This window comes from Microcystis wesenbergii FACHB-1317 (genome assembly GCF_014696875.1).
GTDB classification, from domain to species: domain Bacteria; phylum Cyanobacteriota; class Cyanobacteriia; order Cyanobacteriales; family Microcystaceae; genus Microcystis; species Microcystis wesenbergii_A.
In genome coordinates this window covers 15587-29079 of record NZ_JACJQV010000134.1, presented here as the reverse complement: position 1 = coordinate 29079, position 13493 = coordinate 15587, and the positions used below count along the sequence as shown (strand labels likewise).

Below are 13493 nucleotides of genomic sequence, written 5' to 3'. Positions count from 1 at the left end.
AGAGTTTGGCTGTACCTGAAAAATTTTCTGGCATGGGAAACTTTTGAATCTCTTGATGCTTTAAGAGATAAACTCGATGCTCTTTTAAATCGTTTATCCAATGACACTATCGGTTATTTAACGGGTTGGTCTTGGATTTTAGAAGCTCTATGTCTGTCAGGAATTTAGAAATTTGGTATGATTACTGATTACTGTTCACTGTTCACTGAAAATACTTCCCACTAACTAAATGACTGAGCAAGATACTGACTGGATAGGGTTGATGATCGGCAATTCTCGCCTACATTGGGGGTATTTTCGCGGTCAAACCCTGTTAGCTTGTCTCGATACTCCCCACCTGAGAGAACCCCTAGGTGATGAATTTTTGCAACAAATTTTCCCTAAACTCTTGACAAATAAATGCAAATGTGCATTAGTGGTCGCTTCTGTGGTTCCTAGCCAAAGGGAATTATGGGCAAATTATGGCAATTTACGGATAATTACTTTAAAAGATATTCCTTTACTGAATTTATATCCAACATTCGGCATCGATCGAGCTTTAGCTGTCTTAGGTGCGGGAAAAAAATACGGATTTCCCTGTTTAGTCATCGATGCGGGAACAGCTTTAACTTTTACGGGAGTGGATAGGGATAAAAAGCTAGTGGGGGGAGCAATTGTACCCGGGTTAAAGGTGCAATTAGCCAGTTTAAGGGAACGGACGGCAGCCTTACCAGAGGTGTCCTTACCGGAAAGATTACCGCAGATGTGGGCAAAAGAAACAGCAGAAGGGATAAGAAGTGGGATAATCTATACAATTTTGGCGGGAATAGAAAAATTCAGTCTGGAATGGTTAAATTTATATCCAGAGAGCAGGATAATTTTAACAGGGGGAGATAGGGACTTAATTAGGGATTACTGGCAAGAAAACGCCATTAAATCGCTCCTAGTAGATGAGACGATCATTTTTCAGGGAATTGCCGCAGTTAAGGGAATCTCCTCCTGTTTAATTGACAAAGGCGAACATATCTAGTAAAGTCGGAGAAAGTTTTCTCAACTTGGGAAATTTCTCAACAACTAGGCAAAAAATTCAGGATAAAGTTATGGCGATCGTTGTAGTAACCGGTTCTGCTGGTTTAATCGGTTCCGAATCAGTGAGGTTTTTTTGTGACAAGGGTTATACCGTCGTCGGTATCGATAATAATATGCGTCAGGTATTTTTTGGTGAAGACGCTTCAACGGAGTGGAATCGAGCCAAATTATCCCAAGATTACGGGGATAAATACATTCACCATGCTGTGGATATTCGCGATCATGAAGCTATTTCAGCTATCTTTAAAACCTATAGTCATGATATATCCTTAATTATCCATACGGCGGCGCAACCTTCCCACGATTGGGCAGCTAAGGATCCCTATATGGATTTTAGTGTCAATGCTAACGGAACTTTAGTATTATTAGAAAATACTCGTCAACACTGTCCCCAAGCAGTATTTATTTTCTGTTCCACCAATAAAGTTTACGGGGATAGACCGAATGAATTACCTTTAGTAGAAAAAGAATTACGTTGGGAAATCTTGGAAAATCATCCCTATTTTGCTCAAGGTATTGACGAGTTGATGAGTATTGATGCTTGTAAACATTCTCTGTTTGGTGCCTCGAAAGTGGCAGCGGATGTGTTAGTACAGGAATACGGGCGTTATTTTGAGATGAAAACTGCCTCTTTTCGTGGCGGTTGTTTAACCGGTCCCAGTCATTCGGGAACCCAATTACACGGGTTTTTATCCTACTTAATGAAATGTACGATGATTGGCAAAGAATACAGTATTTATGGGTATAAGGGTAAGCAGGTACGGGATAATATTCATAGTTACGATCTGGTCAATGCTTTCTATCATTTTTATCAGACTCCGCGAGTAGCAGAAGTTTATAATATCGGTGGTAGTCGCTTTAGTAATTGTTCCATGTTAGAAGCTATTCAAGAATGTGAAGCGATTGCGGATAAAAAGTTAAACTGGCAGTATGTAGAGACTAATCGCATTGGTGATCATATCTGGTGGATTTCTGATGTGAGTAAGTTTAAAAATCATTATCCTGATTGGCAGTTAACCTACACAGTAACAGATATTCTCAAAGAGATTTTTAGTCAAAACGTTAGCCGTTGGACTTAGGGTAAATCAAGAATTATTCTGGTCAATTTTTATCTGCTAGTTTTCCCTCGTTACAAAAGTGATTTTTAGCCAAATATACTGCTAGTAATTGAGGGACTCTGTCAATTAGTTAACCAGAGGACATTAATAATGTTATTAATCGCAATATTGACCTAGAAAAACTAAACCAGATCATGTTTTAAGATACCATTATGTTAACTAAAATCTACAACAATAAAATCTTCCGATTTCTCATTGCTGGAGGAATCGCATTTCTAATCAACTTATTCTTAATTTATTGGTTCATTGATGACTTGGGATTTAATACACCATTTTTGAAGAATGTTGCTAATGTCATTTCGATAGAAATATCTTTAATTGCTAGTTTTTTTATCTATAGAATCTGGGTGTGGACTGGAGGAGATTGGACAATCAGAGATGTGATTTTGATACAACTTCCTCTCTATCATCTCTCGGCAGGTTTAGCAGTTTTACTGCGAGTTTTTTTTATATTTCCCTTCTTAAACTGGTTAAAAATTAGCCCCGGAGTTAACACAATGATTGGGGTTTTAGTGGGGGCCAGTATTAACTATGTTGCCAGTGATAGCCTAATTTTTAAACCCAAGAATAAGACTAATGAGACAGAAATGTACTATCCCGAAGGATTAGCACCAGCTTTCGAGATGGACGGTTACTCTCACCCACGTCAATCAAGGGATAACTATGCAGTAAAAACCCTATCAATAGTTATTCCTGCTTACAACGAAGAAGATTGCATCGAAAGCACAACTCACTTAATATCCGAACGTTTAGAACGGGATAAAATTGATTATGAAATCCTAGTTGTTAATGACAATAGCAAAGATAACACCGAAGCGGTTCTGCAAAAAATCAACCAAGAAAATCCTCGGATTCGCTACATCAATAACTATTATCCCAACGGTTTTGGTTTTGCGGTACGCTGTGGATTAGAAAATTTTAGCGGGGATGCAGTGGCAGTAGTAATGGCAGATAATTCCGACTCTCCCGATAACATGGTGGACTATTATTATAAACTCCAAGAAGGCTACGATTGCGTTTTTGGTTCCCGTTTTATCAAAGGAGGAAAAGTTATTGATTATCCCATGCACAAGTTATTCGTTAATCGTTTGGCTAATCTCTTCATTCAAGTTTTATTTGGGCTAAAATTTAATGATACCACTAACGCCTTTAAAATCTATCGTAAGGAGGTTATCGAAGGAATCTCACCTCTACTATCTCACCATTTTAACTTAACAGTAGAGATGCCCTTAAAAGCAATCGTGCGAGGATATTCCTATACGACAATTCCCATCACTTGGCGCAATCGTACCACGGGGGTTTCCAAGTTAAAACTCAAGGAAATGGGCAGTCGTTATTTATTTATAGTTCTCTCTATCTGGTTAGAAAAACACCTTTCTCGAGGCGACTATAAGCGCAAACCTGTCCAAAAAACTAGACAAAAGTAACCAAATAAATTTAGAGGTTAAAACCATGTTAGACGAGCAAGTAACCCGACAAATGGAATACTTAAAGAGACTTTACGAAAGTCGCTTTAATCCTCAAGAAAGAAAAGCAAAATTAGCTCTTTGGAAAGTTTTGGTTGATAATTTTTTACAAAATCATGTTACTGTCAATGATACAGTTTTAGATATTGGTGGAGGTTACTGCGAATTTATTAACCAAATTCGGTCTAAAAATAAATACTTAATCGATCTTAATCCTGATGCAAAAGTTTTTGCTAATCCTGATGTAACGGTCTTGAATCTCAATATTCTCAGTATTAATGAGCAGCAAAAACTTGATATCAGATTTGATAAAATTTTCATCTCCAACTTTTTCGAGCATTTAAATAGTGCGGAAGAATTAATCGAAGTTTTGGGATTTTGTTATGACATTTTAACTCCGGGCGGATCACTTCTAGTGATTCAACCTAATTTTAAGTATTCTTATAAAGAATACTATGATTTTATCGATCATAAACTACCTATAACTCACCTTTCTTTAAAGGAGTTATTGGAAACAATTGGTTTTAGAATCGATACTTTAATTCCTCGTTTTCTACCATTTTCTACGAAAGGAAGACCCGCTTCACCCACCTTACTCAAAATTTATTTAAAATTTCCTATTTTCTGGAATTTCTTGGGTGGGCAGCTATTTGTCAAAGCCACCAAACCTAGATAATTACTGACAATACAGTGATTCAAAGTAACCTATAAATACTAATCAAGATTGTACAATTATGACTAGGCAAGTGTTAATTACTGGCGGTGCGGGTTTTGTGGGTAGTTCTTTAGGTTTAGGATTAGCCCAACGTTATCCCGATTGGAAAATTATCGCCTTAGATAACTTAAAACGTCGCGGTTCTGAATTAAATATTCCCCGTATCAAACAGGCGGGAATTGAGTTTGTTCATGGAGATGTCAGAAATGCGGAAGACTTAGAAGCATCCGCTTTGCCAGTGGATTTAATCCTAGAATGTTCGGCAGAACCTTCCGTTTTAGCTGGTTATACTTCCCCAGGCTACGTTTTGCAAACTAACTTAATTGGAACAATTAACTGTTTAGAATTAGCTAGACAAACCCAAGCCGATTTTATTTTTCTCTCCACCAGCAGAGTTTATCCTATTGCCTATCTTAATCAATTAAACTATACAGAAACAGATACTCGTTTTCAGTTATCTGAACAGCAAAATTTACCTGGGGTTTCTGCTTTTGGTATCGCGGAACAATTTCCCTTAGATTTGCCCCGTTCTCTCTACGGTTCCACTAAGTTAGCATCGGAATTGATTATTAATGAATATGGGGATGCCTACGGATTAAGAACTTTAATTAATCGCTGTGGAGTTTTAACTGGTCCTTGGCAGATGGGAAAAGTTGATCAGGGAGTTTTTGCCCTTTGGGTGGCTAATCATTACTTTCAGAAGTCCTTAAAATATATCGGTTATGGGGGTACAGGGAAACAGGTTAGAGATTTTCTTCATGTAGCTGATTTACTCGATTTAATCGATATTCAGATTGCTAATTTAGAACAATTCAAAGGGCAGACTTTTAATGTGGGTGGTGGGCAAGATTTTTCCTTGTCCCTTTATGAAACCACAAAACTATGTCAGGAAATCACGGGCAATAGTATAATGATTGAGGCAATTCCCGAAAATCGCACCGGAGATATGCCAATTTTTATCACTGATTCTCGCAAAATCAGTTCTATAACTGCATGGCAACCCCAGCGAGACGGTAGAAAATTAATCCAAGATATTTTTGATTGGATTTATAATCACGAAAAGGAATTAAAAGGTATTTTTTAACTGAACAATTATGCAGAAAAAATCTTTCAAATCACCTGTAGTCGTCAAAGGAATACTAATTATCATTACTGCCTACTTTTTTCTGGCAAATTTGCCTATTATTGATTGGCTAGAAATTGGTTTAGATGCTTCTTGGGCTTTTGCTATTAGTGATGCTGCCCATAAACAGTTAATTTTTGGACAAGATATTATCTTCACCTATGGACCCCTAGGCTATCTGGTTCATGGCACATCTTTAAATCACAACTTTTCCCAAATTATCTATTTTCGCTGGTTGATACACCTTTGTCTATTAGCAGTAGTTATTCTCAGATTATTATTTATTAAAAGCTATAGCAATCAGATAGTTTTTGTGCTGTCAATTATTTTTGCTACCCTAGTAGGAAATCCCTACAACAGTATCGGCTTTACTGTTGATTATCAGATGACACTTATCCTCCTGATACTCATGTCTTTTGATAACTTTTTTCAAAAGTACATCAATTATTTAGCTATAGCTATTGGCATGATCACTGGGTTCTCTATACTCACGAAACTAACTTTAGGAATTTATCTAGCAGGCAGCCTGTTTATCTACATATTTGTTAATATTGTTCGGGGATATTTTCAGAAGTCACCATCGATAGTTATAAAAAATGTTATCGCCAGTATCAACTTAACTTTAACCATTCCTTCCATTGCCTTTATTTTTCTCTATCCAGCTGCCTCTAACCGAGCCTTTATTCACATTATAGTTAATCTTTGCATTGCTGGAGGAGTGGCTTTGGCTCTCTGGTTTATCGTCAGATATACCCACCTATCAGCACCCCCCGTATTAAGGGAGGCAAGGGGGATCAAAGGCAAAATCTATCTTCTATTTAACCAGAATCACTTACTTAACTTGTTACCTTTGTTAGTATTTTATGGTCTTTATGGGTTACTTCTTATCCAAACAATTAATCTAGATAATTTTCCCTCTCTAATGGAATATTTGAGCAATTCTTGGGCATTTTCTTCTGGTTATTCCAGTGCGATGAGTATTGTAGGAAATTACCCGCGTTTACTAATTGCTTTGCTCTGTTTTGCCTTAAGTTTGCTTTTAATGTCGCTGGCAATTATAGACCAAAACCCTAGTCTCGCTATTGCCTATATTTTTCCTATATTTTTATCATTTAAGCATGGATTTGTTAGGCAAGATGCTCACGTTGTTGTTTTTACACTTGTGGTTATTGTCTCAGCTTCTCTTTATACAACAATTATTAAAAAATCTCGGTTGAAGAAAATTGCTTATTGTGCTTGGGGAATAATTTTTTTGGGATGTATTATTATCACCTCTAGTCCTAATTGGACTATATTGGAAAATGCTCGCCAGTGGAGTAATTTCAGTCCCGATAGAGTGGTTAATAATATTGGGGTTGTCATTTCCTCTATCCTTAATCCCAGAGAATTAGAAATGCGAGGTGAAAGAAGTACAACTCAAAATTTACAAGTCATTGCTACCGCTACCAAAATACCCGATTCTGTGCTGGAAAAAGTGCAAAGCAAAACTATTGATATAATTCCCTGGGAATTTTCACTGATTCCGGGCAATCAGCTTAATTGGAAACCGAGGCCGATTATTCAATCCTATTCTGCTTATACAGAAAAACTGGATGAACTAAATTATCAAAGCTTATCTCAATCTCCCAGAGATTATCTGATTTATCACTTTCAAGCTATTGATGGCAGACATCCTTTTTTTGATGAACCTAAAGCCTTTTCCTATGTGGTTTGTAATTATCAACTTGACTCGGTAAATTCGCCCTTCCAAGTCCCCGCAATCAAAACCAACTTTTATCTTCTAGAAAGACAAAAAGTCAGTCGTTGCAGTCCAACACCTTTAGGAGAGACTACTAATATTACTTGGGATCAAGTCTATGAATTACCTACTCGTAATAGTGGGATTACTCGTGTTCAAGTTAAATTTGAATATTCTTGGTTTGGTAAAATAATCAAAAAAATATTTAGAATCCCTCCCGTGATAATTAAAGTTAATTATCTCGATGGAACTCAAGCCAATTTTCGCTTTGTTCAAGATAATTCAGCTAATGGAGTTATCCTTAGTCACCTACCAAGAAATGATCAGGAATTAATGGCATTTTTTCAAGGAAAATTACCACCACAAGTTAAGTCTTTTAGCTTTTCTGTCAGTAATCCTCTGCTATTCTCCCCAGAAATAAAAGTAACACCTTTTTGGGAAGTTGACACCGGTTCATAATCTTTTCCCGAAAATCGCACCAGAGATATGCCAATTTTTATGACTGATTCTCGCAAAATCAGTTCTATAACTGGATGGCAGCCTCAGCGAGATGGTAGCAAATTAATCCAAGATATTTTTGATTGGATTTATAATCACGAGAAGGAATTAAAAGGTATTTTTTAAAGAAAAATTCTGGAAATAAGGCTATGCAAATCACCAAAATACTTGCTTCAAAAACAATCGTTTTTAATTTAATTATTAGTCTAACTCTGACTTACCTGTTTTTGGCATTTTTGCCGACGATACACTTAATAAACCCTGGATTAGATGCTTCTTGGTCTTACGGAATTAGTCAAGCAGCCAAGGAAAAGTTAGTTTTTGGAAAAGAGATAGTTTTTACCTATGGGCCTCTGGGATATTTAACGCAAGGAGCTGCTTTATATAGCAATTTTAAGCAAATTATACTTTTCAGATTTGCCGTTCATTTTGTCCTATTAGGATTATTGATTTTAAGGATAATAAAGTTACAAACGAATAGTCTTAAAATATTGATATTAATTAATTTTATTTTTATATTTGTCCTGGGAATTCATTACGGCAATACTATAGGATTTACGACAGATTATCAAATATTTTCTATATTTTTACTCGCTTTAAGTTTTGAGAAATTTTTTATAAAATATTTACCCGTAAATTCTATTATAGTAGGTATGTTTACTGGGTTGGCTATTTTAACTAAGTTAACCTTGGGAATTTATATAGCGGGTACTTTTTATCTCTTTTTATTTTCGGGCTTTTACCTAGCCTATAGAAAACAAAAACTAAAGAATTTGAGTAAATATATTCAATCCCTGTTTAATTTTACTTTAATCGCTATTTCTGTTGCTAGTATTTTTTTATATTCTGGGCAATCAATAACAGTTTTAACAAAACTATTGGTTAATTTTATAATTTCGGGAATAGTAGCTTTTGTTATTGATAAAATTTTGAGTAAAACAAGGCTGACAACATTTTTTAAAAAATTATTACCTTATCTAGTTTTTTATCTGTTTTATACAACTTTATTAATTCAAAGTTTTTCATCAAATAACTTTCCTTCTTTATCTGAATATATACTCAATTCTTGGCAAATTTCTTCTGGTTATTCCAGTACCATGAGTCTTACAGGTTCTAAGAGAGCATTTATATCCTTGATCAGAGATATAAATGTTCTCCTAGCAACATTATGTTGTGCAGTGATAATAAATCTACTTTTTCGTCTGTGCAATAGTGGTTCAACTAGCCTAAGTATTGCCCTGCTATTTCCCCTATTTTTAGGATTTAAGCACGGATTTGTTCGTCAGGATTTTCATGTAGTGCTGTTTTGTATTATTGTCCTGCTAATCATCTCATTATATTTTATCAAAATTGACAATAATCCAGTTAAGAATAAACCAAAATTATACATTATTTACTTAATTTTATTACTATCTTGTATCGCTATTTCAACTCTTAGAAATTATCAATTTAGTAAACTCAATCCTGCAAAAGTAGCCAATAACATAAATATTGTTGTTTTATTGCTCGATAACAATAAATTTCAAGCAGAGGTTCAAAGGATTACGAGCGAAAATTTAGTTAAGTTAAATAATAGACTAAAACTTCCCGATTCTGTGCTGGAAAAAGTGCAAGGCAAAACTATTGATATAATTCCCTGGGAATTTTCACTTATTCCGGGCAATCAGCTTAATTGGAAACCGAGGCCGATTATTCAATCCTATTCTGCTTATACAGAAAAACTGGATGAACTAAATTATCAAAGCTTATCTCAATCTCCCAGAGATTATCTGATTTATCACTTTCAATCTATTGATGACAGACATCCTTTTTTTGATGAACCTAAAGCCTTTTCCTATGTGGTTTGTAATTATCAACTTGACTCGGTAAATTCCCCCTTCCGCGTCCCCGCAATCAAAACCAACTTTTATCTTCTAGAAAAACAAAAAGTCAGTGGTTGCATTCCAACCCCTCTAGGAGAGACCACTAATATTACTTGGGATCAAGTCTATGAATTACCTACTCGTAATAGTGGGATTACTCGTGTTCAAGTTAAATTTGAATATTCTTGGTTGGGTAAAATAGTCAAACAACTCTTTAGAATCCCTCCTGTGATAATTAACGTTAATTATCTCGATGGAACTCAAGCCAATTTTCGCTTTGTTCAAGACAATTCAGCTAATGGAGTTATCCTTAGTCACCTACCAAGAAATGATCAGGAATTAATGGCATTTTTTCAAGGAAAATTACCACCACAAGTTAAGTCTTTTAGCTTTTCTGTCAGTAATCCTCTGCTATTCTCCCCAGAAATAAAAGTAACACCTTTTTGGGAAGTTGACGCCGGTTCATAATCTTTCTTGAACCTTAAAAAGCGGTTAATATCTCTGGCAAATGGAGAATAGGGAACTCGAATCCCTGACCTCTGCGGTGCGATCGCAGCGCTCTACCAACTGAGCTAATTCCCCATATATAGGCCATAATAGCATTTTTGAGCAGAAAATCCTAGGAACTGGCAAGGGATCGAGGGGCAAAAAATCGAGCGGCTTGCCTCTGGAAAACTTTAAAATGGAAAAAGTAATCTTGAGGATGATAACCAATGGCGATACTACGCTTAGAGAATGGGACAACCTATACCCAGTTAGCCGATATTAGTCTGGAATTGGCCAAATTAAATGTTACTTTAAACTATTGGCCGATCGAAAACGAAGCCACTTGTCAGCTACTTAAGCAAGCTTCTCTCACTGACGAAGAAAAAGAAATAGTTTTAACCAGCTTAGACGGTTATTTTGAGCAACTAAAGCAAGAAGCGGGTTATCAAGCTAGAGATTTAATCGTTTTACACCCTGAAATTCCCAATCTCGACACTTTACTGGCAAAATTCGAGCGCTGTCACACCCACGCCGACGATGAGGTGCGTTATATCATTGATGGGGAGGGGGTTTTTGGCTTTGTCTTTCCCGATGGTTCTCAGGGGGAATTAACTATTCAACCTCAAGAATATATCAATGTTCCCGCCCATAGCGAACACTGGTTTCACCTCACTGCCAGTAAACGAGTTAAAGCAGTACGTTACTTCACCAGTACCGCCGGATGGGTTCCCGAATATACGGAAACCGTCATTCGTTTTCCTAGTTTAACAGCCGTCTAGCCTTTGGTTTCAGGCGAGCGCTCTCCCCATAAGACAGATGAGTTTTGCAGGGATGGCAACGCCGGCAGCCACAATCTGTTAAGCGGCAAATTTGTCCTATTGAAAAATCTCCCGTCTAGTGCCTAGCTTGACGGGAGATTGTCTCAATTCGGGGGATTGGCGTGATAGATTTAGTCTAAGCCGAATTGATTGCCCCGTTTGTACTGTAAGTAGGCGGCAACGAACAAACCCGCTAGGGTAATGGGAATTAAGCCTAGGACAATCCCTAGCACTAAAGGTTCAATCACGTCTGTACTCCTTGGATTAGCAATTTTTCACCCGTATTTTATCCTAGCAGGAGTCGCCCGCGAAAGATAGGGCGATCGCACGTACTTCTTAAGTGGGGTGTTGGGGTGTTGGGGTAGTGGGGTGTTGGGGTAGTGGGGAATCTAGCTGCAATTTCCCTAAATCTCCATCTCCCTAAATCCCTGTTTCCTGACGAACAACTCCCCAAAAGGAAAACTTCACTATTAAGATAACTGCTGTACTTTAGGAGCGATCGAGAAAAAATTTTCTCAATTTGCCTTTACCCCAATAGCGATCAATTTCCTGCCAGAGATTGTGGAGACAAAAAACCACTGCGAGACAGAGAGTAACCGCAAGGATTTGAGAGAAACTTTCCCTTTGCCAAAATTTGGCCATTGCCTCCGAAATTACCCGCGTTACCCGATAAGCTTCCAGAAAACCCTCGATCGAGCCAAGAATCAGTGCTGCTAGGGTATAAACAAAGGTTCGATACAGAACACTAAGGTAACGGGGACGATTTTCTAACCATTTTAGCTTCATGGCTGCGTCGAGAATGGCCACGGTTTTTGCGGCAATGATCGCTCCTACGATTGCTTTACCCAAAACGTAGGTGGTAATCGAAGACTCTTCCAGAAATAATTTCATGATCAGCATAATCCCCCTTGTCGGTTGGATTGACCCAAGGAAACCCCACAAAAAGGACTTGTAGGTTGAGTTGACGGAAGGAAACCCAACTATAGTACGGTTGGATTAACCCAAGGAAACCCCACAAAAAGCCATGAGAGGCGGGGAATAGCGATCGCTCATTCAGACGGATTTAGGTGTTGTTGGATTTCGCTCTTACCTAAAATTGAGAGGTTTTCTTTAACCTATTGATGCGCTCAACCCAACCTACTGATAACTGAAATGTTGGATTTCGCTCTTACCTAAAATTGAGAGGTTTTCTTTAACCTATTGATGCGCTCAACCCAACCTACGGACTCAACCCTAATGGACTGTTAAGACAATTTTTTCCAAGGGAACGAATTTTAAAATCGTTAAGCCAGAGGAGGTAGAAAGAGCCGTCAACTTAATTAACAATCGTCCTCGAAAATGTCTTGACTATCGTACCCCGAATGAGGTATTCTATGAAGGTAGATCAGACAGTGATGCAATTCAGACTTCAATTGGCCACCATAAGGTGACGTTGTGAACATTTTTCACCCAATGTCCAAGAGAGCCAGACTGATTCAATATGAATATTTTTGTCGGACTATAGGACTATAAAGGGGAGGCTTTTTGTGAAAACGCTCAAACAGTTAGTAAAAAAAATTCCGATTATTAATGATTGGACAATATTACTTTATCAGAAACTTTGGACTAAACAAAAACTATCCACAACATATTGGATTGATAAAATAACGGAAAATGTAGATTTTAAAGTAGTTCAAATAGGGTCAAATGACGGTCAAATCAATGATCCTCTTTCTGGAATAATCAAGAGGAATTCAAAATGGGAAGTTTTATTCGTTGAACCTGTATCTTATTTGTTTGATAAGCTTCAAACGAGTTACCCAAAAAAACCAAGATTTAGGTTTGAAAATGCTTTCATAAATGATGGATCAGAACAAGTTTTTTATTGGGTAAAAAAAGAAGCTATCGAAAGTTTGCCAGAGTTGCCGATTTGGTATGATCAGTTAGGTTCTTTGGATAAAGAACATATTATAAAACACTTGAAAAATTTTGTTGAGATTGAAAAATTACACCCTTTTATTGTTGAAGATACCATTCAAGGAATGACGATGTATGAGCTTTTTCAAAAATACAAAATTGCTCAGTTATATCTTCTTCATATCGACACAGAAGGGGCTGATTGGAAAATATTATCTCAATTGGATTTAACCAAATACACTCCATTAATTATTCTCTTTGAACATAGACATTTACAAAACGCCGAAAGGGAATCTGCGATCAGCTTTTTAAAAAATATTTATTATATATTTCAATTTGCTGGCGATTTTTTATGTGTAAGAAAAAAGGGTAACAATATGTCGATAGGGGACTTAATTGGCCTGCGAATATCAGAGCATTAATGGCGCTTCCTTACTCATAGTGATCAAACCAGATTGCCACTCTCAAAATGACAGAATTACGATCACCAATCGGCCCGGTCAAGAGTTTCAGTACGGTTGGATTAACCCAAGGAAACCCCACAAAAAGCCATGAGAGGAGGGGAATAAAAATTGAGAGGTTTTCTTTACCCTATTGATTTGCTCAACCCAACCTACGGACTAATATTGTCAATGACTATGTACAATTATTATTAAATTCGATTAAACAGGGGGTTTCCCAAGTAAGTCCACCCAGTCAGGTTAC

The 13493-nt window shown here is 37.0% G+C and carries 10 protein-coding genes, 1 tRNA gene and 4 pseudogenes; 12 read left to right on the top strand and 3 right to left on the bottom strand.

Annotation, left to right across the window (positions count from 1 at the left end):
- From H6F92_RS11750 to H6F92_RS11710, 9 genes and pseudogenes are all read left to right on the top strand, one after another.
- A pseudogene (locus H6F92_RS11750) lies at window positions 1-168 on the top strand (IS630-like element ISMae27 family transposase); the annotation flags it as partial.
- Between the two features lie 61 nt (window positions 169-229).
- Window positions 230-1009 carry a pantothenate kinase gene (locus H6F92_RS11745; RefSeq protein WP_190357973.1) on the top strand — a complete coding sequence of 260 codons (780 nt, stop codon included), beginning with the start codon at window positions 230-232 and terminating at the stop codon, window positions 1007-1009.
- Window positions 1010-1079: 70 nt separating this feature from the next.
- A complete protein-coding gene (locus H6F92_RS11740) occupies window positions 1080-2147 on the top strand; it encodes an NAD-dependent epimerase/dehydratase family protein (RefSeq protein WP_190357972.1) in 1068 nt (355 codons plus the stop codon).
- Window positions 2148-2338: 191 nt separating this feature from the next.
- Window positions 2339-3613, top strand: coding sequence for a glycosyltransferase (locus H6F92_RS11735; protein WP_190357971.1), 1275 nt, complete (start codon window positions 2339-2341; stop codon window positions 3611-3613).
- Between the two features lie 25 nt (window positions 3614-3638).
- Entirely contained in the window at window positions 3639-4328 is a 690-nt protein-coding gene (locus H6F92_RS11730; protein WP_004162582.1) for a class I SAM-dependent methyltransferase, read from the top strand.
- Window positions 4329-4386: 58 nt separating this feature from the next.
- Window positions 4387-5451 carry an NAD-dependent epimerase/dehydratase family protein gene (locus H6F92_RS11725; RefSeq protein ID WP_190357970.1) on the top strand — a complete coding sequence of 355 codons (1065 nt, stop codon included), beginning with the start codon at window positions 4387-4389 and terminating at the stop codon, window positions 5449-5451.
- Window positions 5452-5461: 10 nt separating this feature from the next.
- Window positions 5462-7687, top strand: coding sequence for a hypothetical protein (locus H6F92_RS11720; RefSeq protein WP_190357969.1), 2226 nt, complete (start codon window positions 5462-5464; stop codon window positions 7685-7687).
- Window positions 7688-7852 (top strand): annotated as a pseudogene (locus tag H6F92_RS11715) (NAD-dependent epimerase/dehydratase family protein); the annotation flags it as partial.
- 23 nt (window positions 7853-7875) lie between these two features.
- Window positions 7876-10056 (top strand): hypothetical protein, encoded by a 2181-nt coding sequence (locus H6F92_RS11710; RefSeq protein WP_190357968.1) that lies wholly within the window; start codon window positions 7876-7878, stop codon window positions 10054-10056.
- A 41-nt stretch (window positions 10057-10097) separates the two neighbouring features.
- Here the strand turns inward: H6F92_RS11710 and H6F92_RS11705 are convergent.
- A tRNA-Ala gene (locus tag H6F92_RS11705) sits at window positions 10098-10170 on the bottom strand.
- Window positions 10171-10301: 131 nt separating this feature from the next.
- Here H6F92_RS11705 and H6F92_RS11700 point away from each other — a divergent pair.
- Window positions 10302-10853 (top strand): 1,2-dihydroxy-3-keto-5-methylthiopentene dioxygenase, encoded by a 552-nt coding sequence (locus tag H6F92_RS11700; protein ID WP_002801528.1) that lies wholly within the window; start codon window positions 10302-10304, stop codon window positions 10851-10853.
- A 170-nt stretch (window positions 10854-11023) separates the two neighbouring features.
- Here H6F92_RS11700 and petG read toward each other — a convergent pair whose 3' ends face one another.
- Both petG and H6F92_RS11690 read right to left on the bottom strand, forming a co-directional pair.
- Window positions 11024-11140 carry a cytochrome b6-f complex subunit V gene (petG, locus tag H6F92_RS11695; protein ID WP_002738052.1) on the bottom strand — a complete coding sequence of 39 codons (117 nt, stop codon included), beginning with the start codon at window positions 11138-11140 and terminating at the stop codon, window positions 11024-11026.
- Window positions 11141-11381: 241 nt separating this feature from the next.
- A pseudogene (locus tag H6F92_RS11690) lies at window positions 11382-11795 on the bottom strand (hypothetical protein); the annotation flags it as partial.
- Window positions 11796-12115: 320 nt separating this feature from the next.
- On the opposite strand from H6F92_RS11690, the pseudogene H6F92_RS11685 reads away from it, so the two are divergent.
- Window positions 12116-12330, top strand: a pseudogene (locus tag H6F92_RS11685) (hypothetical protein); the annotation flags it as partial.
- A gap of 88 nt (window positions 12331-12418) precedes the next feature.
- On the top strand, window positions 12419-13210 hold the full coding sequence (locus H6F92_RS11680; protein ID WP_190357967.1) for an FkbM family methyltransferase: 792 nt from the start codon (window positions 12419-12421) through the stop codon (window positions 13208-13210).
- Window positions 13211-13493 lie beyond the last annotated feature (283 nt).